The sequence below is a fragment of the Inquilinus sp. OTU3971 genome (assembly GCF_038440215.1).
Genome location: NZ_JASATH010000136.1, coordinates 1 through 22,201 on the forward strand (window position 1 = coordinate 1; position 22,201 = coordinate 22,201).

20 protein-coding genes are annotated in these 22,201 nt (G+C 69.8%); 15 read left to right on the forward strand and 5 right to left on the reverse strand.

Translation table 11 applies throughout. From position 1 onward, the window contains the following. Positions 1 to 175 precede the first annotated feature (175 nt). Positions 176 to 1,084 (reverse strand): allantoinase PuuE, encoded by a 909-nt coding sequence (gene puuE, locus AAHM41_RS27670; protein ID WP_342239833.1) that lies wholly within the window; start codon positions 1,082 to 1,084, stop codon positions 176 to 178. A 236-nt stretch (positions 1,085 to 1,320) separates the two neighbouring features. Here puuE and uraH point away from each other — a divergent pair, with 236 nt between their 5' ends. Genes uraH through xdhB form a run of 3 tightly spaced genes read left to right on the forward strand, consistent with a single transcriptional unit; the run spans position 1,321 to position 5,521 of the window. Then, entirely contained in the window at positions 1,321 to 1,698 is a 378-nt protein-coding gene (gene uraH / locus AAHM41_RS27675) for a hydroxyisourate hydrolase (RefSeq protein WP_342239834.1), read from the forward strand. 3 nt (positions 1,699 to 1,701) lie between these two features. Next, positions 1,702 to 3,174, forward strand: coding sequence for a xanthine dehydrogenase small subunit (xdhA, locus tag AAHM41_RS27680; RefSeq protein WP_342239835.1), 1,473 nt, complete (start codon positions 1,702 to 1,704; stop codon positions 3,172 to 3,174). Next, entirely contained in the window at positions 3,167 to 5,521 is a 2,355-nt protein-coding gene (gene xdhB / locus AAHM41_RS27685; RefSeq protein WP_342239836.1) for a xanthine dehydrogenase molybdopterin binding subunit, read from the forward strand. The genes xdhA and xdhB overlap by 8 nt, the downstream gene beginning before the upstream one ends. A 95-nt stretch (positions 5,522 to 5,616) precedes the next feature. Here the strand turns inward: xdhB and AAHM41_RS27690 are convergent, their stop codons facing one another. Beyond that, a complete protein-coding gene (locus tag AAHM41_RS27690) occupies positions 5,617 to 5,958 on the reverse strand; it encodes an endonuclease domain-containing protein (RefSeq protein ID WP_342239837.1) in 342 nt (113 codons plus the stop codon). A gap of 122 nt (positions 5,959 to 6,080) precedes the next feature. Between AAHM41_RS27690 and xdhC the strand changes: the two genes are divergently transcribed. The 5 genes from xdhC to AAHM41_RS27715 are packed head-to-tail and all read left to right on the forward strand — an operon-like array spanning position 6,081 to position 11,654. Then, the gene (gene xdhC / locus AAHM41_RS27695) at positions 6,081 to 7,040 is read left to right on the forward strand and encodes a xanthine dehydrogenase accessory protein XdhC (RefSeq protein WP_342239838.1); all 960 of its coding nucleotides are present in this window, start codon (positions 6,081 to 6,083) and stop codon (positions 7,038 to 7,040) included. Then, positions 6,950 to 8,521, forward strand: a complete 1,572-nt coding sequence (locus tag AAHM41_RS27700) for an ABC transporter ATP-binding protein (RefSeq protein ID WP_342239839.1) — start codon at positions 6,950 to 6,952, stop codon at positions 8,519 to 8,521. The genes xdhC and AAHM41_RS27700 overlap by 91 nt, the downstream gene beginning before the upstream one ends. Beyond that, the gene (locus tag AAHM41_RS27705; protein WP_342239840.1) at positions 8,511 to 9,608 is read left to right on the forward strand and encodes an ABC transporter permease; all 1,098 of its coding nucleotides are present in this window, start codon (positions 8,511 to 8,513) and stop codon (positions 9,606 to 9,608) included. The genes AAHM41_RS27700 and AAHM41_RS27705 overlap by 11 nt, the downstream gene beginning before the upstream one ends. Then, positions 9,608 to 10,531 (forward strand): ABC transporter permease, encoded by a 924-nt coding sequence (locus AAHM41_RS27710; RefSeq protein ID WP_342239841.1) that lies wholly within the window; start codon positions 9,608 to 9,610, stop codon positions 10,529 to 10,531. Before AAHM41_RS27705 ends, AAHM41_RS27710 begins: the two co-directional genes overlap by 1 nt. A 43-nt stretch (positions 10,532 to 10,574) precedes the next feature. Next, positions 10,575 to 11,654 carry a BMP family ABC transporter substrate-binding protein gene (locus AAHM41_RS27715; protein WP_342239842.1) on the forward strand — a complete coding sequence of 360 codons (1,080 nt, stop codon included), beginning with the start codon at positions 10,575 to 10,577 and terminating at the stop codon, positions 11,652 to 11,654. A gap of 154 nt (positions 11,655 to 11,808) precedes the next feature. Here the strand turns inward: AAHM41_RS27715 and AAHM41_RS27720 are convergent, their stop codons facing one another. Continuing rightward, positions 11,809 to 12,111, reverse strand: a complete 303-nt coding sequence (locus tag AAHM41_RS27720) for an endonuclease domain-containing protein (protein WP_342239843.1) — start codon at positions 12,109 to 12,111, stop codon at positions 11,809 to 11,811. 140 nt (positions 12,112 to 12,251) lie between these two features. On the opposite strand from AAHM41_RS27720, the gene AAHM41_RS27725 reads away from it, so the two are divergent. After that, positions 12,252 to 13,385, forward strand: coding sequence for a cysteine desulfurase family protein (locus tag AAHM41_RS27725; RefSeq protein WP_342239844.1), 1,134 nt, complete (start codon positions 12,252 to 12,254; stop codon positions 13,383 to 13,385). Here AAHM41_RS27725 and AAHM41_RS27730 read toward each other — a convergent pair. Further along, positions 13,363 to 14,274, reverse strand: coding sequence for a LysR family transcriptional regulator (locus AAHM41_RS27730; protein ID WP_342239845.1), 912 nt, complete (start codon positions 14,272 to 14,274; stop codon positions 13,363 to 13,365). The genes AAHM41_RS27725 and AAHM41_RS27730 overlap by 23 nt on opposite strands. 261 nt (positions 14,275 to 14,535) lie before the next feature. Between AAHM41_RS27730 and AAHM41_RS27735 the strand changes: the two genes are divergently transcribed. The 4 genes from AAHM41_RS27735 (at position 14,536) to AAHM41_RS27750 (ending at position 18,833) form a co-directional block, all read left to right on the forward strand. Next, entirely contained in the window at positions 14,536 to 15,798 is a 1,263-nt protein-coding gene (locus AAHM41_RS27735; protein WP_342239846.1) for a urate hydroxylase PuuD, read from the forward strand. Between the two features lie 174 nt (positions 15,799 to 15,972). Continuing rightward, a complete protein-coding gene (gene guaD / locus AAHM41_RS27740) occupies positions 15,973 to 17,310 on the forward strand; it encodes a guanine deaminase (RefSeq protein ID WP_342239847.1) in 1,338 nt (445 codons plus the stop codon). 19 nt (positions 17,311 to 17,329) lie between these two features. Further along, on the forward strand, positions 17,330 to 18,145 hold the full coding sequence (locus AAHM41_RS27745; RefSeq protein ID WP_342239848.1) for an IclR family transcriptional regulator: 816 nt from the start codon (positions 17,330 to 17,332) through the stop codon (positions 18,143 to 18,145). A gap of 58 nt (positions 18,146 to 18,203) precedes the next feature. Beyond that, positions 18,204 to 18,833: a hypothetical protein gene (locus tag AAHM41_RS27750; RefSeq protein ID WP_342239849.1), complete on the forward strand. Its 630-nt coding sequence runs from the start codon at positions 18,204 to 18,206 to the stop codon at positions 18,831 to 18,833. 63 nt (positions 18,834 to 18,896) lie between these two features. On the opposite strand, the gene AAHM41_RS27755 is transcribed toward AAHM41_RS27750, so the two are convergent. Then, positions 18,897 to 19,136 carry a type II toxin-antitoxin system Phd/YefM family antitoxin gene (locus AAHM41_RS27755; protein WP_342239852.1) on the reverse strand — a complete coding sequence of 80 codons (240 nt, stop codon included), beginning with the start codon at positions 19,134 to 19,136 and terminating at the stop codon, positions 18,897 to 18,899. 228 nt (positions 19,137 to 19,364) lie between these two features. Between AAHM41_RS27755 and gcl the strand changes: the two genes are divergently transcribed. After that, positions 19,365 to 21,122 carry a glyoxylate carboligase gene (gene gcl / locus AAHM41_RS27760; RefSeq protein ID WP_342239850.1) on the forward strand — a complete coding sequence of 586 codons (1,758 nt, stop codon included), beginning with the start codon at positions 19,365 to 19,367 and terminating at the stop codon, positions 21,120 to 21,122. Between the two features lie 213 nt (positions 21,123 to 21,335). Further along, entirely contained in the window at positions 21,336 to 22,133 is a 798-nt protein-coding gene (gene hyi, locus AAHM41_RS27765) for a hydroxypyruvate isomerase (protein WP_342239851.1), read from the forward strand. The last annotated feature ends 68 nt before the right edge of the window (positions 22,134 to 22,201 follow it).

The following is a 22,201-nucleotide window of genomic DNA, read 5'->3' on the forward strand; positions in this document are numbered from 1 at the left end:
CCGCCCCCCGCCGCCCCCCCCCCCGCCCCCCCCCCCCCCCCCCCCCCCCCCCCCCCCCCCCCCCCCCCCCCGGGGGTGGGGGGACTTAAAAAAGCTCACTTCCAAGATGTGTAAATCCGACAGCCCGCAGGGGGAGGGGGGACTCATTTTGGTTGAGCCGCTCGTCATCATCATCTCAGCCCCCATACGGATGCTTCTCCCGCCAGTGGCGGGCGATCTCGATGCGGCGGCAGAACCAGACGCCGTCATGCTGCTTCGCGTAATCCAGGAACCGCTCCAGCGCCATGATCCGGCCCGGCCGGCCGACGATGCGGCAATGCAGCCCGACCGACATCATCCGCGGCGTCTCCGCCCCCTCCTGGTACAGCGCGTCGAAGCTGTCCTTGAGATAGGTGTAGAACTGGTCGCCGGAGTTGAAGCCCTGGACCGCGGCGAAGCGCATGTCGTTGGCGTCCAGCGTGTAGGGCACGATCAGCTGCGGCGTGTCCCCCACCCGCTCCCAATATGGCAGGTCGTCGTCATAGGCATCGGCGTCGTAGAGGAAGCCGCCATGCTCCGCCACCAGCCGCCGCGTGTTCGGGCTGGTGCGGCCGGTGTACCAGCCGAGCGGCCTCTCGCCCGACACCTGCTCCAGGATCTCGACCGCCTTGCGGATGTGCTCGCGCTCGGTGTCCTCGCCGACATACTGGTAGTTGATCCAGCGATAGCCGTGGCTGGCGATCTCGTGCCCGGCCTCGACCATGGCGCGGATCACCTGCGGGTGCCGCTCCGCCGCCATGGCGACGGCGTAGATGGTCAGCGGGATGCCCTTGCGCTCGAACAGCCTGAGGATCCGCCAGACGCCGACCCGGGCGCCGTAGTCGTAGAGCGATTCCATCGAGATGTGGCGCACGCCCGGCAGCGGCTGGGCGCTGACGATCTCGGACAGGAAGCTCTCGGAGGCCGCGTCACCGTGCAGGATCGAGTTTTCGCCGCCCTCCTCGTAGTTGAGGACGAACTGCAGCGCCAGCCGGGCGCCGCCCGGCCAATCGGCCTGGGGCGGGTTCGGACCGTAGCCGACCAGATTTCTCGGATAGACGGACACAGATCCTCCCTCGCACGCGTGATCCCAAGCACAGGATAGCGGCCCGGGCCGCGTCCACTTTCGCTTTTGCGTTGAAAGTCTTTCCGCCGAACAGCCGTTGAGCAACAGCCGGGCGGGGTGAAACATGACAATCGCAATAAAACGACAAGCACGTCAGGCCGGACAGGGCGATAATGCCCGGCGGCAGGACGGACCGCCAGGGACCGCCAAGGCGCCGGCAAACACGGAGAGGCAGGATGGCCGAACACACGGCATCCCACCAGGGGCGACTGACCACCCATGTGCTCGACACGGCGCATGGCCGGCCGGGCATGGGCATCGCCGTGGCCCTGTACCGCCTCGACGGCGACCGCCGCACCCTCGTCACCGAGACCCGGACCAACACCGACGGCCGCTGCGACGCGCCGCTCCTGGCCGGCGACGCCTTCCGCCCCGGCAGCTATGAGCTGGTCTTTGCCACCGGCGCCTATTTCCGCACCGCCGGCGTGGCGCTGGCCGACCCGCCCTTCCTGGACCAGGTGCCGATCCGCTTCGGCATCGCCCATGCCGACCAGCACTACCACGTGCCGCTGCTGATCTCGCCCTGGTCCTACTCCACCTATCGCGGCAGCTGAGACATGCGAGACACCGTCCGTTTCCTCCTGGGCGACGAGCTGCGCGAGATCCGCACGGTCGATCCGACCCTGACCGTGCTGGACTGGCTGCGGATCGACGAGCGCAGGACCGGCACCAAGGAAGGCTGCGCCGAGGGCGATTGCGGCGCCTGCACCGTGGTGGTCGGGCGGCGCGACGGCGACCGGGTGCGCTACGAGCCGGTCAATGCCTGCATCCGCTTCCTGGCGACGCTGGACGGCTGCCAGCTGCTGACGGTCGAGCATCTGAAGGCGGCAGACGGCGCCCTGCACCCGGTGCAGCAGGCGATGGTCGATTGCCACGGCTCGCAATGCGGCTTCTGCACGCCGGGCTTCGTCATGGCGCTGTTCGCCCTGTACCGCAACGACCCGGCGCCGGGCGAAGGCCGGATCGACGACGCCCTGGCCGGCAACCTGTGCCGCTGCACCGGCTACGCCCCGATCGTCGCCGCCGGCCACCGCATGTATCAGCTCGGCGCGCCGGAGGCCGACCGCTTCGCCACGGCCGAAGCCGGGATCGCGAAGCGGCTCGCCGCGCTGGAGGATGAGGAGACGGTCGCGGTCGGCGACGGCGCCCGCCGCTTCTACGCCCCGGCCACGGCCGACGCCATGGCGGCGCTGCTGCTGGAGCATCCGGACGCCACCATCGTCTCCGGCGCCACCGATGTCGGGCTGTGGGTCACCAAGCAGCAGCGGGTGCTGCCTTCCGTCATCTATACCGGCCGGGTGCGCGACCTGCGCGGCCTGCGCGAGACCGCGGACGGGTTCGAGATCGGCGCCGCCGTCACCTATGCCGAGGCGATCGAGCCGCTCGGCCGCGCCTATCCCGACCTGGGCGAGCTGATCCGCCGCATCGGGGCGGAGCAGGTGCGCGCCGTCGGCACCATCGGCGGCAACATCGCCAACGGCTCGCCGATCGGCGACACCCCGCCCGCCCTGATCGCCGCCGGCGCCACGCTGGTGCTGCGCCGCGGCGACGAGCGCCGGTCGCTGCCGCTGGAGGAGTTCTTCATCGCCTATGGCAAACAGGACCGGCGGCCGGGCGAGTTCGTCGAAAGCGTGTTCTTGCCGAAGCTGCGGCCCGGCGACCGCTTCCGCGCCTACAAGATCAGCAAGCGCTTCGACCAGGACATCTCCGCCGTCTGCGCCGCCTTCCGGCTCAGGGTCGAGACTGGCCGCGTCGCCGAGATCCGCATTGCCTATGGCGGCATGGCCGGTACGCCGAAGCGGGCGGCCGAGACCGAGGCGGCGCTGCTGGGCCAGCCCTGGACCGAGGACGCCGTGCGCGCCGCCCTGCCCGCGCTCGCCCGCGACTTCACGCCGCTGACCGACTGGCGCGCCAGCGCCGGCTACCGCGCCAAGGTTGCCGCCAACCTGCTGCTGAAGCTGCATGCCGAAACCGCCGATCCCGCAGTGGAAACCCGCTTGGTCGGCGAGCGGAGCCTGGCCCATGCCTGACACCACCCTCTCCCAGGCCAAAGCCCAGCCGGCGGCCGACCACATCGACGGCGCGGTGCACGACCCGCGCCGGCACGACAGCGCCCACAAGCATGTCAGCGGCGAGGCCGTCTATATCGACGACATCCCGGAGCCGGCGGGCCTGCTGCATGTCTGCCTGGGGCTGAGCGAGAAGGCCCATGCCCGGATCCGGTCGATCGACCTGGCCAAGGTGCGCACAGCGCCCGGCGTGGTCCACATCTTCACCGCCGCCGACATCCCCGGCGAGAACGACATCGGCTGCAACCATCTGGGCGACGAGCCGCTGTTTGCCACCGAGCTGGTGCAGCATGTCGGCCAGCCGGTCTTCGCCGTGGCCGCCGAGACCCGCGACCAGGCCCGCCGCGCCGCCCGCCTGGCCGTGATCGACTATGAGGAGCTGGCGCCGGTCCTGGACTACGAGGCGGCGAAGGCCGCCGGCACGCTGGTGACCAAGCCGATGACGCTGAAGCGCGGCGACGCCAAGGCGGCGATCGCGGCCGCGCCGCGGAAGGTCGAGGGCCGGATGCGGATCGGCGGGCAGGAGCATTTCTACCTGGAGAGCCAGGTGGCCCTGGCCCTGCCGGGCGAAGACGGCGACGTCACCGTCCATTCCTCGACCCAGCACCCGAGCGAGGTGCAGCACATCGTCGCCGCCGTGCTCGGCGTGCCGGACGGTGCGGTGACGGTCGAGATCCGGCGCATGGGCGGCGGCTTCGGCGGCAAGGAGACCCAGGCCAACCTGTTCGCCGCCACGGCCGCCCTGGTGGCCAAGGCCACCGGCCGCGCCGCCAAGCTGCGGCCGGACCGCGACGACGACATGGTGATCACCGGCAAGCGCCATGATTTCGAGGTCGACTATTCGGTCGGCTTCGACGACAAGGGCCGGATCGAGGGCGTCGAGATGCTGCTGGCGGCGCGCTGCGGCTGGTCCGCCGACCTGTCCGGGCCGGTGACCGACCGCGCCCTGTTCCACGCCGACAACGCCTACTACTACCCGGCGGTGCAGCTGTCCTCGCTGCCCTTGAAGACCAACACCCAGTCGAACACCGCCTTCCGCGGCTTCGGCGGGCCGCAGGGGCTGGTGGCGGGCGAGAGGCTGATCGAGGAGATCGCCTTCGCCACCGGCCGCGACCCGCTCGAGATCCGCAAGCTGAACTTCTACGGCACCGACGACCGCAACGTGACGCCGTATCACCAGACGGTCGAGGACAACATCGCGCCGGAGCTGGTGGCGGAGCTGGAGCGCGACAGCGACTACCAGGCCCGGCGCGCCGAAATCCGCGCCTGGAACAAGACCAGCCGCTGGCTCAAGCGCGGCCTGGCGCTGACTCCGGTGAAGTTCGGCATCTCCTTCACCTTCACCGCCTACAACCAGGCCGGCGCGCTGGTGCATGTCTACAAGGACGGGTCGATCCACCTGAACCATGGCGGCACCGAGATGGGCCAGGGCCTGTATGTCAAGGTCGCCCAGGTCGTGGCCGAGGAGTTCCAGGTCGATATCGGCCGCGTCCACATCACCGCCACCACCACCGGCAAGGTGCCGAACACCTCGGCCACGGCCGCCTCATCCGGCGCGGACCTGAACGGCATGGCGGCCCAGGCCGGGGCGCGGATGATCAAGGAGCGGCTGGTCGCCTTCGCCGCCGAGCGCTGGCAGGTGAAGCCGGACCAGGTGGTGTTCCGCCGCAATATGGTGCAGATCGGCGACCAGGAGGTGCCGTTCCCGGAGCTGGTGCGCGCCGCCTATTTCGGCCGGGTCCAGCTGTCCGCCGCCGGTTTCTACAAGACGCCGAAGATCCATTGGGACCGCGCCGCCGGCCGCGGCCGGCCCTTCTACTACTTCGCCTACGGCGCCGCGGTCAGCGAGGTCACGGTCGACACCCTGACCGGCGAGTACCGGCTGGACCGCGTCGACATCCTGCACGACGCCGGCCACTCGCTGAACCCGGCGATCGACCGCGGCCAGATCGAGGGCGGCTTCGTCCAGGGTGCCGGCTGGCTGACCATGGAGGAGCTGTGGTGGGACGCCAAGGGCCGGCTGCGGACCCATGCGCCCTCCACCTACAAGATCCCGGTGGCGAGCGACCGGCCGAAGATCTTCAACGTCCGGCTGGCCGACACGCGCAACCATGAGGAGACGATCTACCGCTCCAAGGCGGTGGGCGAGCCGCCGCTGATGCTCGGCGTCTCGGTGCTGCACGCGATTTCGGACGCGATCGCCAGCGTCGCCGACCACAGGATCTGCCCCCGTCTGGACCCGCCGGCCACGCCGGAGAAGGTGCTGGATGCGGTGGAGCGGGTCAGGGCGGAAGGAGGTGTGGGATGACGCCGTTCCTGCACGGGCCAGCCTTTTTTGAGTCCCCCCTCCCCTTGCGGGAGGGGGGCAGGGGGAGGGGGTTCGCGACGCAAGAGCCGGCCTCCTTAGGTCTCGCTTTTCCCCGTCAGCACCGCCCCGATCGTCTGCACCACGCCCGCCAGCTCATGCATGACCTGGTCGTTGGTGAATCGCATGACGTGGAAGCCCTGATCTTCCAGCCAGCGAGTCCTCCTGGTGTCGGCATCAAAAGTCAGCTCATGCGTCGGCCCGTCCACCTCAATCACCAGCCGCGCCGAGAGACAGGCGAAATCGACGATGTAGGGGCCGAGGCGGTATTGGCGCCGGAAGCGGAGCCCGCCGACGCGCTTATCCCGCAGTTGGTGCCACAGCAGCAGCTCGGCTTCGGTCTGGTTCCGCCGCAGGAACTGGACGCGTGGATCGGCCATCGGCGCGTTGCCTCGGAAACCCCCTCCCCCTACCCCCCTCCCGCGAGGGGAGGGGGGACTCTATTTTGCAGTCATTTCCCTTGCGAAAGCCATGACGAGGGTCAGCCTATGGGAAACGCCCCATGACCCCCCTCGCCCCCATCCTGCGGCTGTGGCTCGGCGATGGCGAGCCGACGGCGCTGGTGACGCTGGCGGAGGCTCGCGGCTCGACCCCGCGCGAGGCCGGGGTGCACATGCTGGTCACCGCCGCCGCCGCCCGCGGCACCATCGGCGGTGGGCGGATGGAGTGGGACGCGATCGCCGCCGCCCGGACCCTGATCACGGCCAAGGAGCGGTCGCAGCGGGTCGAGATCCCGCTCGGTCCCGCCATCGGCCAGTGCTGCGGCGGCTTCGTCGTGATCCAGCTGGAGCTGGCGGACGGCGCCACCCTGGCCCGGATCGAGGCCGAGGAAGCCGCGGAGGCCGCGACCCGCCCGGGCGTCCTGATCTTCGGCGCCGGCCATATCGGCAAGGCCCTGGCCCGCGCCTTGGCGCCGCTACCCGTGAAGATCCAGTGGGTCGACGGCCGCGCCGACGAGTTCCCGGCCGAGATCCCGGAGGGCATCACCCGGCGGCTGACGCCGACCCCCACCGACGTCATCGCCGAGGCCCCGCCCGGCGCCGCCTATCTGGTCATGACCCACAGCCACGCCATGGATTTCGAGGTCACCGAGGCGGCCCTGCGGCGCGGCGACGCCGCCTACGTCGGGCTGATCGGATCCACCACCAAGCGCGAGCGCTTCGAGCGCTGGTTCCGGGCCCGGGGCAACGACCCGCGGCGCACGGAACGCCTGACCTGCCCGATCGGGGCGGGCCTCGGGCGGGACAAGCGCCCGCCCGTCATCGCCGCCATGGTCGCGGCGGAATTGCTCATCGCCTTCGCCAAGGCTAAGGACGTGTCCGCCCCCGCCGACAAAACGGCGGCGGGGGCGGCTCCAGAACAGGAGGCTGCATGGACCGCAACCCGGGGGCCGGCCCCGCGCGCATCGAACTCCGCGGCATCACCAAAAGGTTCGCGAGCCTCGTCGCGAACGACGGGGTAAGCTTTTCCGTCCAACCCGGCGAGATCCATGCGCTGCTCGGCGAGAACGGCGCCGGCAAGTCGACGCTGGTGAAATCGATCTATGGCCTGCTGCAGCCCGATTCCGGCGAGATCCTGTGGAACGGGCAGCCGGTTCATCCATCCAGCCCGCACGAGGCCCGGCGCCTGGGCATCGGCATGGTGTTCCAGCACTTCTCGCTGTTCGAGGCGCTGACCGTGGCCGAGAACATCGCCCTCGGCCTGGAGAACCCGCCCGACCGGCGCATCCTGGCCAAGCGCATCCGCGAGGTGTCCGAGGCCTATGGCCTGCCGCTGGACCCGCATCGCGAGATCCATTCCCTGTCGGTCGGCGAGCGCCAGCGGGTCGAGATCGTGCGCTGCCTGCTGCAGGACCCGAAGCTGCTGATCATGGACGAGCCGACCTCGGTCCTGACGCCGCAGGAGGTGGAGCGGCTGTTCGAGACGCTGCGCCGCCTGGCGTCGGAGGGGTGCTCGATCCTCTACATCAGCCACAAGCTGCACGAGATCAAGGCGCTGTGCGACGCGGCCACGATCATGCGCGCCGGCAAGGTGGTCGGCGTCTGCGACCCGGCGGCCGAGACCGCGCGCAGCATGGCCCAGATGATGATCGGGGCGGAGCTGCGCACCCTGTCCCGCCGCGGCGCCCGCGGCGCGTCCGAGCCGCGGCTGATGGTCAAGGACCTCACTCTGCCCGCAGGCGGCCCCTTCGGCACCGCGCTGAAGCGGATCGGCTTCACCGTCGGCACCGGCGAGATCCTGGGCATCGCCGGCATCGCCGGCAACGGCCAGACCGAGCTGCTGCAGGCCCTGGCGGGCGAGCGGCGGGTGCGGCCGGCCGAGGCGATCCGCATCGGCGCGCGGCCGGTCGGCCATCTCGGCGCGGAGCAGCGCCGGCTCTTGGGCCTGTGCACCGTGCCGGAGGAGCGCAACGGCCACGCCGCGGTGCCGGAGATGAGCCTGGCCGCCAATGCCCTGCTGAGCGCCCGCAACCGCATGAAGCTGGCCCCCGGCGGACTGATCCGCGCCGGCCTGGCGCGCCGCTATGCCGAGCGGGTGATCCACGAGTTCGGGGTCAAGACCCGCGGCGCCGAGGCGCTGGCCGGCAGCCTGTCCGGCGGCAACCTGCAGAAATTCGTGGTCGGCCGCGAGGTGCTGCAGACGCCCGAGGTCTTCATCGTGTCGCAGCCGACCTGGGGGGTCGATGCCGGCGCCGCCACCGCGATCCACCAGGCGCTGATGACCCTGGCCCAGAACGGCGCCGCGGTGATCGTGATCTCGCAGGATCTCGACGAGCTGCTGCAGATCACCGATCGCCTCGCCGTGATCAATCTCGGCCGCCTGTCCGAGGCCCGTCCCACCGCCGAAATCTCGGTCGCCGAGATCGGCCTCCTGATGGGCGGGCTGCACGGGGCCGAGCCGGCCGCGGCCGAGGAGAAGGAGCACGCCGCCCATGTCGCTTAGGATCGAACCCCGCCGCGAGCCGTCGCGCGCCATGGTCTGGCTGACCCCGGTGCTGGCCGTGGCCCTGACCATCGCCAGCGGCTGGCTGCTGTTCCTCATGCTCGGGCTGGATCCGGCGGAGACGCTGTACCAGTTCCTGATCGCCCCGATCGAGACCTTCTACGGCTGGACCGAGCTGGGGGTGAAGGCGGCGCCGCTGATCCTGATCGCCATCGGCCTCGCCATCGGCTTCCGCGCCAATGTCTGGAACATCGGCGCCGAGGGCCAGCTGATCATGGGCGCGGTCGCGGCCGGCGCCGTCGCGCTCGCCTTCTGGGGCCAGGAGGGCTGGTGGATCCTGCCCGCCATGTGCGTCGCCGGGGCGCTGGGCGGCCTGGCCTATGCCGCGATCCCGGCCTTCCTGAAGACCCGCTTCGACGTCAGCGAGATCCTGACCAGCCTGATGCTGACCTATGTCGCCTCGCTGGCCCTAAGCGTCCTGGTGTTCGGCCCGTGGAAGGACCCCGAGGGCTTCAACTTCCCGCAGACCCGGATGTTCAGCGACGCGGCGCTGCTGCCGATCCTGATCGAGGGCACCCGGCTGCATCTCGGCGCCCTGGTCGCCCTGTTGGCCGCGGTCGGCGCCTGGTTCCTGGTCGGCCGAACCGTGGTCGGGTTCCAGATCCAGGTGGTCGGCCAGGCGCCTGCCGCGGCCCGCTTCGCCGGCTTCAGGGCCAAGCGCGTGGTCTGGTTCTGCCTGCTGCTCTCGGGCGCCCTGGCCGGCCTGGCCGGGACCTTCGAGGCGGCCGGGCCGATCGGCCAGCTGATCCCGCAGCTGACCCCCGGCTACGGCTTCACCGCCATCATCGTCGCCTTCCTCGGCCGGCTGCACCCGCTCGGCATCGTCGCCGCCGGGCTGGTCATGGCCCTCTCCTATATCGGCGGCGAGAACGCTCAGGTCTCGGCCGGCCTGCCGCAGGCGGCGACCGGCGTGTTCCAGGGCATGCTGCTGTTCTACCTGCTGGCCGCCGACGTCCTGGTCCGCTACCGCCTGCGCTGGACCTCCGCCCAGGCCGCGCCCGCCCGCAACCCTGCCACGGTGCCGTGATGGATTTCCTCGTCCTCGTCGCCGCGACGGTCATCACCGCGGCCACCCCCCTCCTCTTCGCCGCGCTGGGCGAGCTGGTGGTGGAGCGTTCCGGCGTCCTCAACCTCGGGGTCGAGGGCATGATGCTGATCGGCGCGGTGGCCGGCTTCGCCGTGACCATCACCACCGGCCAGCCGGCGCTCGGCATCCTCGCCGCCGCCGCGGCCGGGGCGGCCCTGGCGCTGGTCTTCGCCGTGCTGACCCTGACCCTGATGGCCAACCAGGTGGCGACCGGTCTGGCCCTGACCATCTTCGGCGTGGGCCTGAGCGCGCTGCTCGGCGCCGGCTTCGTCGGCCACCCGATCCCGCCCCTGCCGAAGCTGTCGCTGCCGGTGCTGACCGACCTGCCGGTGGTCGGGCCGCTGGTCTTCGGCCAGGACGCCCTGGTCTACCTCTCGGTCGCGCTGACCTTCGGCGTCGCCTGGTTCCTGAAGCGCACCCGCGCCGGGCTGGTGCTGCGCGCGGTCGGGGAATCCGCCGAATCCGCCCATGCGATCGGCCATCCGGTGATCCTGGTGCGCACTCTCGCCTGCCTGTTCGGCGGCGCCATGGCCGGGCTCGCCGGCGCCTTCCTCTCGCTGTCCTACACGCCGATGTGGATGGAGGGGATGACGGCCGGCCGCGGCTGGATCGCGCTGGCGCTGGTCGTGTTCGGCTCCTGGCGCCCCTGGCGGGTGCTGCTCGGCGCCTATCTGTTCGGCGGGGTGACGATCCTGCAGCTGCACGCCCAGGGCATCGCCGGGATCGACCTGCCGTCCCAGGTCTTCAGCATGCTGCCCTACCTCGCCACCATCGCCGTGCTCGTGGTCATCGCGGCCGGCCCCTGGCGCGGCCGGCTGCAGGCACCGGCGGCGCTGGGCAAGCCGTTCCGCCCTTCCGTCTGATGATGCTCCTGGTATCCTCAGACCAATCAACAACGGAGGTCTCATGTCGATGCTGGTTTCCCGCCGGACGCTTCTCGCCGGCTCCGCTGCCGCCCTGGCCGCCTCGGCCCTGCCCGGGCGGGTGTGGGCCGCCGACCCGCTGAAGGTCGGCTTCATCTATATCGGCCCGGTCGGCGACTACGGCTGGACCCATGGCCACGACGTGGCCCGCCGGGAGGTCGAGGCGAAGTTCGGCGACAAGGTGAAGACGACCTTCGTCGAGAACGTGCCGGAAGGCCCGGATGCGGAGCGGGTGCTGCGCCAGCTGGCCCAGGCGGGGAACGAGCTGATCTTCACCACCTCCTTCGGCTATATGAATGCCACCATCCGCGCGGCGAAGGCGCTGCCGAAGGTGAAGTTCGAGCACGCCACCGGCTATCAGACCGCGCCCAACGTCAGCATCTACAACGCCCGCTTCTACGAGGGCCGCGCCATCTGCGGCACCATCGCCGGGCACCTGACCAAGACCGGCAATCTCGGCTATATCGGCTCGTTCCCGATCCCCGAGGTGGTGATGGGCATCAACGCCGTCGCCCTCTCCGCCCGCAGGATCCGGCCCGACGCCAAGGTCAAGGTGGTCTGGGCCAACAGCTGGTACGACCCGGGCAAGGAGAGCGACGCGGCCAAGGCGCTGATCGACGGCGGCGTCGACGTGCTGAGCCAGCACACCGACAGCCCGGCCCCCCTGCAGGTCGCGGAGAGCCGCAACGTCTACGCCTTCGGCCAGGCCTCGGACATGCGCAGCTTCGCGCCGAAGATGCACCTGACCGCGATCGTCGACGCCTGGGGCGAATACTATATCCGCCGGGTGCAGGCGGTGATCGACGGCAGCTGGAAGACCTCCAGCGTCTGGGAGGGGCTGAAGGAGGGCATGGTCGGCATGGCCCCCTACAACGAGGCGATCCCGGCCGACGTGGTGGCGGCGGCGGAGAAGGTCCGCCAGGGCATCATCGACGGCACCGGCCACCCCTTCGTCGGCCCGATCAAGAACCAGAAGGGCGAGCTGGTGGTGAAGGAGGGCGAGACCCTGAGCGACGAGCAGCTGCTGAAGATGGACTGGTATGTCGAGGGCGTGGAGGCCTGAGACACGGTCGTCCGTAGGTTGGGTTCGCGATGAGCGAACCCAACGCGGTCCCTGGGCGAAGTGTGAGTCCTGGAGCGCAGCCCCCTTCGAGTCCCCCCTCCCCTCGCGGGAGGGGGTTAGGGGGAGGGGGTTCTCGACGCCGGAGCCGAAATCTCTATGGTTCAACCTGCCCGATCAACACAGCTCCGGTCGTCTGCACCACACCCGCCAACTCGTGCATGACCTGTTCGTTGGAGAAGCGCAGAAGACGGAAGCCCTGATCTTCCAGCCAGCGTGTCCTCCGGGCATCGGCATCGACAGTCAGCTCGTGCGACGGCCCATCCACTTCGATGACCAGCCGCGCCGAGAGGCAGACGAAATCGACGATGAAGGGACCGAGGCGGTATTGGCGCCGGAAACGCAAACCGCCGACGCGGGTCTGGTTCTGCCGCAGGAACTGGACGCGTTCATCGGCCATCGGCCTGTTGCCTCGAAAACCCCCTCCCCCTACCCCCCTCCCGCGAGGGGAGGGGGGAGTCCATTGTGCGGCGGCGCCGTGCGCAAAGGCTACTGCGCGATAGGAAACGGCATCGCCAAAGGCGGAATCGAGGAGCGGCCATGACCGCCCCTCTCTATCTCGACCATCTCGCCTCCACCCCGCTGGATCCCGAGGTGCTCGCCGCGATGCGGCCGTGGCTCGATCCGGCCGCGGTCGGCAACCCGCATGCCGCGCGGCACCGGCCGGGCTGGCGGGCGGCCGAGGCGATCGATGCGGCGCGGGCCGAGGTGGCGGCGCTGATCGGCGCCCGGCCGGGCGAGATCCTGTTCACCGGCGGCGCCACCGAGGCCAACAACCTCGCCCTGCTGGGCGGCACGCCCGAAGGCTGGCCCGTCATCGCCTCGGCGATCGAACACCCCAGCGTGCTGGCCTGCCTGCCGGAGCTCGCCGCGCGAGGCCATCGCACCGCGACCCTGCCGGTCGGGCCGGACGGGACCGCCGACCTCGACGCGCTGAAGACGCTGCTGGCCGGCCGCCCGGCCCTGGTCTCGCTGATGGCCGCCAACAACGAGATCGGCACGATCCAGCCGCTGGCCGAGGCCGCCCGGATCTGCGCCAAGGCCGGCGCCCTGCTGCACAGCGACGCCGTGCAGCTGCTGTCGACCGGCGCCATCGATGTCCGCGCCCTCGACCTGGCCTTCCTCAGCCTGTCCGGGCACAAGCTGTACGGCCCGATGGGCATCGGCGCCCTGTTCGTGCGCGAGGGCACGACGCTGCGGCCCCTCCTGCTCGGCGGCGGCCAGCAGCAGGGGCGCCGTGCCGGCACCCTGCCGACCGCGCTCTGCGTCGGGCTCGGCGCCGCCTGCCGCCTGGCCCGGCAGCTCCGCTCGGCCGATGCACAGCGCCTGACCGCCCTGCGCGAGCGCCTGTTCGCGGTACTGCGGCGCGAGCTGCAGGACCTGCGCCGCAACGGCTCTCCGGATCACGGCCTGCCCGGCTGCCTCAATGTCAGCCTGCCCGGGCTGGACGCCGCCGACCTGCTGCTCGACCTGCCGGATCTGGCGCTGTCCACCGGCTCCGCCTGCTCCACCGGCAGCCCGGAGCCGTCGCATGTGCTGCGCGCCATCGGCCTGTCGCCGGAAGCCGCCCATGGCAGCCTGCGCTTCGGCCTCGGCCGCGGCACCACGGAATCCGACATCGACCAGGCCGCGGCCCGCCTGGTCGCGGCGATCACAGCACGAGGTCAGGGCTGAGCAGCGCCCGCGTGTGCTCCACCAGATAGTCCGAGAACACCCGCACCTTGGCCGGCAGGAAGCTGCGATGCGGGTACAGCACCGCCAGCACCACCGGCTCCGGCGGGTGGTCGGGCAGCACCACCTGCAGCGCGCCGCTGCGCAGATGGGCCGCCACCTCCCACACCGGCTTCATGACGATGCCGCGGCCATCGATCGCCCATTGCGTCAACACGTCGCCGTCATCGGCGTCGAAGCTGCCGCGCACCGGCACCTTGGACGGGCCGTCCCTGCCCTCCAGCGTCCACTGGTATTGCCGCGACCCGGGGAAGCGCAGCAGCAGGCAGTTGTGGCCCATCAGCTCCTCCGGCGACTTCGGATTGCCTTGGGCCTCGAGATAGGACGGCGCCGCGCACAGCACCCGCCGGCAATCGGCGATCTTGCGCAGCACGAAGCTGGAATCCTTCATCTCCGCCATGCGGATCGCCAGGTCCACCGCCTCGCCCAGCAGGTCGAGCAGATGGTCGGACAGACGCAGCCGGACCTCGACCCGGGGGTAGAGCTCGTGGAACTGCGGCACCAGCGGCGCCAGGACGCGGCGGCCGAAGCCGAGCGGCGCCGTCACCCGCAGGCTGCCCGACGGCACGCCGCTGGTGGTGGCGACGCTGGTCTCGGCCCGCTCCATCGCATCCAGCACCACCAGGCAGTGGCGGTAGAAGGTCTGGCCGTGCTCGGTGGTCTGCACCTGGCGGGTGGTGCGGTTCAGCAGGCGGACGCCGAGATGCTGCTCCAGCTGCTGGATGCGGTGGCTGACCACCGCCGGCGACATGCGCACCTGCCGGCCGGCGGCCGACAGGCTGCCCAGCTCGACCACGCGCACGAACACCCGCATGTTCTCCAGCAGTGCCAATCCGCGGCCATCCCCTGTTCATCGTCATTCCCGCGAAAGCGGGAATCTTTTCGGACCTTTTCTTATACAGCAAAGAGATCCCCGCTTTCGCGGGGATGACGCCTGAGGCGAGTGTCGGCCCATTCGCCTCAGGCGATTATAGCGATTCTTTTGAAAGTGCTGTGTGCCGCCGGTGCTTCCCGAAGCGAAAGGGTGTTCATTAGGCTGGTCAGCACAGGGACAGCCGCGGGTGCGGCCAGCGGAAACGGCGGAGGCGACGGCATGGAGCCGATCATCTGGGAGTGGATCAACCTCGTGGCCCGCTGGGTGCACGTGATCACCGCCATCGCCTGGATCGGCTCGTCCTTCTATTTCGTCGCCCTCGACCTCAGCCTGAAGAAGCGCGAGGACCTGCCGGTGGGCGCCGGCGGCGAAGCCTGGCAGATCCATGGCGGCGGTTTCTACAACATGGTCAAGTACCTGGTGGCACCGGACCGGCTGCCGAAGGAGCTGACCTGGTTCAAATGGGAGGCCTACTCCACCTGGATCAGCGGCTTCTTCCTGCTCTGCGTCCTGTATTACCGCGGCGCCGACCTGTTCCTGATCGACCCGCAAGTGTCGCTGTTCTCGCCCAAGGAGGCGATCGCGATCAGCGTGGTCAGCCTGGCCCTGGGCTGGCTGGCCTATGACCTGTTGTGCAAGTCGCCGCTGGGCGAGAGCGACGTCAAGCTGGCCGCCGCCGGCTTCATCGGGCTGGTCGCGGCGGCCTATGGCTTCGCCCAGGTGTTCAGCGGCCGCGGCGCCATGCTGCAGATGGGCGCGCTGATCGGCACCATGATGGTGGCCAACGTCTTCTTCCTGATCATTCCGAACCAGCGCAAGGTGGTCGACGCCCTGATCGCCGGGCAGTCGCCCGACCCGAAGCTGGGCCGGCAGGCCAAGCAGCGGTCGCTGCACAACAACTACCTGACCCTGCCGGTCCTGTTCCTGATGCTCAGCAACCACTACCCGCTGGCCTTCGGGTCGCACTGGGCCTGGGTGATGACGGCGCTGGTGCTGGTGATGGGCGGGGTGATCCGGCACTTCTTCAACTCGCGCCACGCCGGCAAGGCGACGCCGTGGTGGACCTGGGGGGTGGCGACCGCGTGCATGGCGGCGATCGTCTGGCTGTCGACCCTGCCGCCGCCGCGCGAGCATGAGGTGGCGACCGCGACCAAGCCGTGGATCGGCGTGCCGGCACAGGCCCCGGTGCAGACGGCCGCCGCGGTGGACCCGAAGCCGGTGTCCTTCGCCCAGGTGGCGGACATCGTCGTCTCCCGCTGCAGCATGTGCCATTCCACCATGCCGGGCTGGGAGGGCATCAACGAGGCGCCGCGCGGCGTGCTACTGGACTCGCCGGAGGAGATCCGGCGCCACGCCGGCCTGATCCGTCTGCAGGCGGTGCTGACCCACGCCATGCCGCCGGCCAATGTCAGCCAGATCACGCCGGAGGAGCGCGACCTTCTCGGGCGCTGGACGGCCGATCCCGACCAGGCCGTGCAGTGAGGCCCAAGATGTCCTCGGCCTTCCCTCCTTTGTCATCCTCGGGCTTGACCCGAGGATCCAGGGGCCATCGAGAGCGGTGCCTGTGGCCCCTGGATTGCCCGGTCAAGCCGGGCAATGACAGAAAGGGTGTCGTGACGACACTCGGCTGGAATCCCGGATGACCGGAGACGTGAGATGACCGCTATCACCGCCCTGCGGGGCCGCCTGCTGAGCTTTCTCGCCGCCCCGAAGGGCGCCGGCGACACAGCGAGCTACCGCTACATCCCGGACGGGGTGGTGGTGGTCGAGGACGGCCGGATCACCCGGGTCGGGCCGGCCGCCGAGATCCTGCCGGCGCTGCCGCCCGGCACCGCGGTCGACCACTATCCGGACGAGCTGATCCTGCCCGGCTTCATCGACGCGCATCTGCATTTCCCGCAGACCCAGGTGATCGCCTCCTACGGCGCGCAGCTGCTGGAGTGGCTGCAAAAATACACCTTCGTCGCCGAGCAGCGTTACGGCGACCAGGCCTATGCCGACCGCCAGGCGGAATGGTTCCTGGCCGAGCTGCTGGCCAACGGCACCACCACCGCCGCGGTCTATGGGTCCGTCCATCCGGAGTCGGCGGAAGCCTTATTTTCGGCGGCAGAGGTGATGGGCACCGCCATGATCGCCGGCAAGGTGATGATGGACCGCAACGCCCCGCCCGGCCTGCTGGACACCGCCCAGTCGTCCTATGACGACAGCAAGCGGCTGCTGCAGCGCTGGCACGGCAAGGGCCGCCAGCGCTATGCCGTCACCCCGCGCTTCGCCATCACCTCGACCGAGGCGCAGCTGGAGGCGGCGGGCGCGCTGGCCCGGGAGTTCCCGGACGCCTATGTCCAGACCCACATCGCCGAGAACCTGAAGGAGATCGAGGCGGTCCGCGAGCTGTTCCCGGACAGCCGCGACTATCTCGACGTCTACGACACATACGGCCTGCTGGGCCCGAAGACCCTGTTCGGCCACTGCATCCATCTCGAGGAGCGCGAGCGGCAGCGCATGGCCGAGAGCGGCTCGGTCGCGGTGTTCTGCCCGACCTCGAACCTGTTCATCGGCAGCGGCCTGTTCCCGATGCGGGAGCTGCAGCGCCGCACCCCGCCGGTCCGGATCGCGGCCGCGACCGATGTCGGCGGCGGCACCAGCTATTCCATGCTGCGCACGCTCGGCGAGGGCTACAAGGTGCAGCAGCTGCAGGGCACCAACCTGTCGGCGCTGGAGGCCTTCCACCTGGTCACCGCCGGCAATGCCGAGGCGCTGGGCCTTGAGGACGAGATCGGCACCATCGCCCCCGGCCGCTGCGCCGACCTGGTGGTGCTGGACGCCCGCGCCACCGCCGCCATGGCGCACCGGATGGAGGCGGTCGAGGCCGATCTCGAGGAAGAACTGTTCATCCTCATGACTTTGGGGGATGATCGGTCGGTGAAGGCGACCTACATCCAAGGGCGCCGCATGCACGAACGGGAGGGAACGCGAAGCCGGTCACCGGCCTGAGCGTCCAGTCAGGAGCGCCATGGCCGAGATCGATCGCGACAGCGAGTCCTCCCCCGAACTGAAAATAGGGGACGAGCCGAAGACCGGGCAGGTCCGCTCGCTGCTCCGCGCCCTACGGCTGCTCGACACCGTGGCCGGCCGGGCCGAGGGCATGAGCCTGACCGAGCTGGCCCGCGCCACCGACCTCTCCGCCCCCACCGTCCACCGCCTGCTGACCACGCTGGAGGAGGCGCATTACGTGCGCTTCGACCCTGCCACCCGGCGCTGGACGGTCGGGGTGCAGGCCTTCCTCTCCGGCCTCGCCTATGCCGACGGCATGGGGCTGCGCCGCCTGGCCGACCCGCCGATGCGCACCCTGTTCGGCCTGTGCCACGAGACCGTGAACCTGGCGGTGGAGGAGCGCGGCACCATCCTCTACCTGCACCAGCTCGGCGATCCGGGCGCCAGCCTGCCGGGGTCGACGCCGCTGCCGGTGCACGGCTCCGGCGCCGGCAAGGCGCTGCTGTCGGCCAAGACCGACCCGGTGCTGTCGCGCACCCTGCCCGCTTTGGCCCTGACCCGGCTGACCGAGAAGACGGTGCCGGACCTGCCCAGCCTGCGCGACCAGATCAGCCGCGCCCGCCGCTCCGGCTACGCCATCGACGACGAGGAGCACCTGTCCGGCGTGCGCTGCGTCGCCTCGCCGATCCTCGACCGCGGCGGCCGCCCGGTGGCGGCACTGTCGATCTCCGCCCCGCGCGAGCGCATGGGCGACGACCGCATCGGCCAGATCGGCATGCTGGTGCGCCAGGCGGCCGAGAAGGTCACCCTGCAGCTCGGCGGCCGGCCGCACTGAGGTGCTTCAAACATTCCGAACTGCGGTATGATCACAGGCGTCATAGTTCGGATTGACCATGCCACGCCGCGAGCCGATCACCGCCGATGAGCTGATGCGCCGCCTTGAGGCCGACCCTGAGTGGGTGGCTCGACGAGCCGAGGAGGAACGCCTTCATGAGGAGCGGACCGCCGCTCTCAGGGAGAACGAGGCCCCGCTGATCGCGGCGCTAAAAGATGTCGGCATTGACGTCAGATCTGCTTGGCTCTTGAGCAACAAGAATCCGAAATATCGTTCTGCAATTCCCATTCTGCTCGACCACTTGGACCGTGAGTACTTCGACCGCATCCGAGAGGGGATTGCTCGCTCCCTCGGCGCGCCAGAAGCTCGGCAGCTTGCCTGGGACAAGATTCTCTCTGTTCTGCAGCAACTAAGATCCGCGCCACAAAGCGACTTCAGAGATGGGTTGGTAGCCGCAGTGAGCGGCATGGCCCGATCGGCAGATCTGCCCAAGCTCATCGAGTTGGTGGCTGATCCTGCCCTCGGCCAATCACGTCTGCTGTTGATCCCCAAGCTATCGCGATCAAGGCAGCCGGAGGCACTGGCGATCTTGGAGAAGCTGAAAGATGATCCTGATCTTTACAAAGAAATTTCGTACCGCTTGAAACGAAAGACGCCCCATGGGCAGTCGGCTGCTCGGCGCTCTTAGTAAGTTGCGAGCGGCGGGAAAAGTCACCCTGTAGCTCGGAAGCCGGTCGCACCAAGGTAACCGTCAGCGATCCAGTTCGGCGATCGAACGGCGCAGGTGATCGGCATTGGCGGGCGTGCTGAGGAGATGAAGCGTCTCCCGCATCCCCTCGAACTCGGCCAGGGGCAGGATCACCACTGCCTCGTGGTTCTGACGGGTCACGACCAGCTCCGTCCGGTCGGCCTCGACGCGGTCGAGGTAGCCGGCAAGATCGGCCAGCAGGTCGGAAAACGTAACTTCAGGTATGGCCGGCTTCGCTTTCAGGGGTGGGGCCTCCCCACATTGTCATTGCCGGGCTTGACCCGGCAATCCAGAAGGTGTCGACAGCCTCTGGATGCTTGGGATAGGCGCCCCCTCTCCACCGCTTCCACCAGGTGAAAAAGACCGTTCCGGTCCGCCGCTTTTCACGCCCTGGAATGTTTCGGGCCGCCGCTGGCTCCGCCCCTCCCCGCCCGCCACCATCGCCCGAGAACCTTCGAACGGGAGGGCATGATGCCCAAGATGACGGCGATGGAAGCGGCGGTGCATGTGCTGCGCAGCGAAGGCGTGGAGGTGGCGTTCGGCGTGCCGGGCGCGGCGATCCTGCCCTTCTACGAGGCGCTGAAGGACAGCGGCATCCGCCATGTGCTGGTGCGGCACGAGGAGGGCGGCACCCATGCCGCCGAGGGCTACACCCGGGCCCGGGCCGGGGCGATCGGCGTCTGCATCGGCACCTCCGGCCCCGCCGGCACCAACATGATCACCGGCCTGTACTCCGCCATCGCGGATTCGATCCCGATTCTGTGCATCACCGGCCAGGCGCCGCGCGCCAAGCTGCACAAGGAGGATTTCCAGGCGGTCGACATCGCCGCCATCGCCCGGCCCGTGACCAAATGGGCGATCACGGTGATGGAGGGCGCCCAGGTGCCCTGGGTGTTCCGCCGTGCCTTCCAGATCATGCGCTCCGACCGGCCCGGCCCGGTGCATATCGACCTGCCGATCGACGTGCAGAAGGAGATCATCGACTACGATCCCGAGACCGACGCGCCGCTGCCCGTGTCGCGCCCGGCGCCGAATCCGAGCGCCATCGCCCGCGCCGTCGACATGCTGCTGGCCGCCGAGAAGCCGCTGATCGTCGCCGGCGGCGGCATCATCAACGCCGAGGCGTCCGACCTCCTGGTCGAGTTCGCCGAGCTGGTGAACGTGCCGGTGGTGCCGACGCTGATGGGCTGGGGCACGATCCCCGACGACCACCCGCTGAACGCCGGCATGGTCGGGCTGCAGACCCAGCACCGCTACGGCAACGCCACCTTCCTGCAGAGCGATCTGGTGCTGGGCATCGGCAGCCGCTGGGCCAACCGCCACACCGGATCGACGGACGTCTACACCAAGGGCCGCAAGTTCATCCATGTCGACATCGAGCCGACCCAGATCGGCCGGGTGTTCTGCCCGGACCTGGGCATCGTCGCCGATGCGAAACTGGCGCTGGAGGCGCTGATCGCCGAGGCCCGCGGCCGCCGCCTGCCGAAGCGCGAGGCCTGGGTCGGCGCGGTGCAGGAGCGCAAGCGCACCATGCTGCGCCGGACCGATTTCGACAACACGCCGATCAAGCCGCAGCGGGCCTTCCAGGAGATCAACGCCGCCTTCGGCCGCGACACCCGCTTCGTCACCGCGATCGGCCTGTACCAGATCGCGTCGGGCCAGTTCCAGAAGGTGTACAAGCCGCGCAACTACATCATCTGCGGCCAGGCCGGCCCCTTGGGCTGGGAGGTCTCGGCCTGCACCGGCGCCAAGCTGGCCGACCCGTCGGCCGAGGTGGTCGGCATCGTCGGCGACTATTCGCTGCAGTTTCTGATCGAGGAGCTGGCGGTGGCCGCGCAGTACCGCATCCCCTTCGTGCTGGTGGTGCTGAACAACGCCTATCTCGGCCTGATCCGCCAGGCGGAGCGCGGCTACAACATGGATTACGAGGTCCAGCTCTCGTTCCAGAACATCAACGCGCCGGAGATCGGCGATTACGGAGTCGACCACGTCAAGGCGGCGGAGGCCTTCGGCTGCATCGCCCGCCGGGTGTTCGACCCGGCCGAGATCGGCCCGGCCCTTGCCTGGGCCCGTACCCGCGCCACCCAGGCCAGCCTGCCGGTCATGGTCGAGATCATCACCGAGCGGGTGACCAACATCGCCATGGGGCCGGAGATCGACAAGATCACCGAGTTCGAGGAGGTCATCGACCTCGCCCCCGTCCCGGCCCGCGAGCCGGAGACGGTGTAGCGACAACGCCGAGCCCATCGCAGACAAAGCGGCCGGGCCGGTGCCACCCCCTCACCCGGAACCGCTGACGTGGTTCCGACCTCTCCCCTGGGGAGAGGTGAACAAACCCTCTCCTCGGGGAGAGGGAGGGGCCCGGCGCCGCAGGCGACGGGAGGGTGAGGGGGCGGCCGGGAACGGTCGGTCCATGAACAAGAACCCTACCCGGAGCCCTTCATGCCGCGCTTCGCCGCCAACCTCACCATGCTGTTCAACGAGCATTCCTTCCTCGACCGCTTCGGCCGCGCCGCCGAGGCCGGCTTCACCGGGGTCGAGTACCTGTTCCCCTATCCCTATCCGAAGGAGGAGCTGGCCGAGCGGCTGCAGCGCCACGGCCTGACCCAGGTGCTGCACAACCTGCCGGCCGGCGACTGGGCCAAGGGCGAGCGCGGCATCGCCTGCCTGCCCGACCGCCGCGGCGAGTTCCAGGACGGGGTCGGCCAGGCCATCGACTACGCCACCGCGCTGGGCTGCCGCCAGCTCAACTGCCTGGCCGGCAAGCGGCCGGCGGGCGTGGCCGAGACGGTGCTGGGCGACACGCTGGTCGACAACCTGCACTTCGCCGCCAAGGCGCTGGGCGAGGCCGGCATCACCCTGCTGGTCGAGCCGATCAACACCCGCGACATCCCGGGCTTCTTCCTCAGCGGATCGCAGCAGACGCTGGACCTGCTCGACGCGGTCGAGGCGCCGAACACCAAGCTGCAATACGACATCTATCACATGCAGATCATGGAGGGAGATTTGGGTCCGACGCTGCAGGCGCTGATCTCCCGCATCGGCCACATCCAGGTCGCCGACAACCCCGGCCGGCACGAGCCGGGCACCGGTGAGATCCACCACCCCTTCCTGTTCCGCCTGCTCGACGCGCTCGGCTATGCCGGCTGGGTCGGCGCCGAATACGTGCCGCAATCCGGCACCGAGGCCGGCCTCGGCTGGTTCGCGCCGTATCGGGCCAGGGCCACCGTGGCCGCCTGAGCCATGGCCCGCCCCCCCCCCCCCCCCCCCCCCCCCGGCGCGGGCCCCCCCCCCCCCCGCGGCGAGGC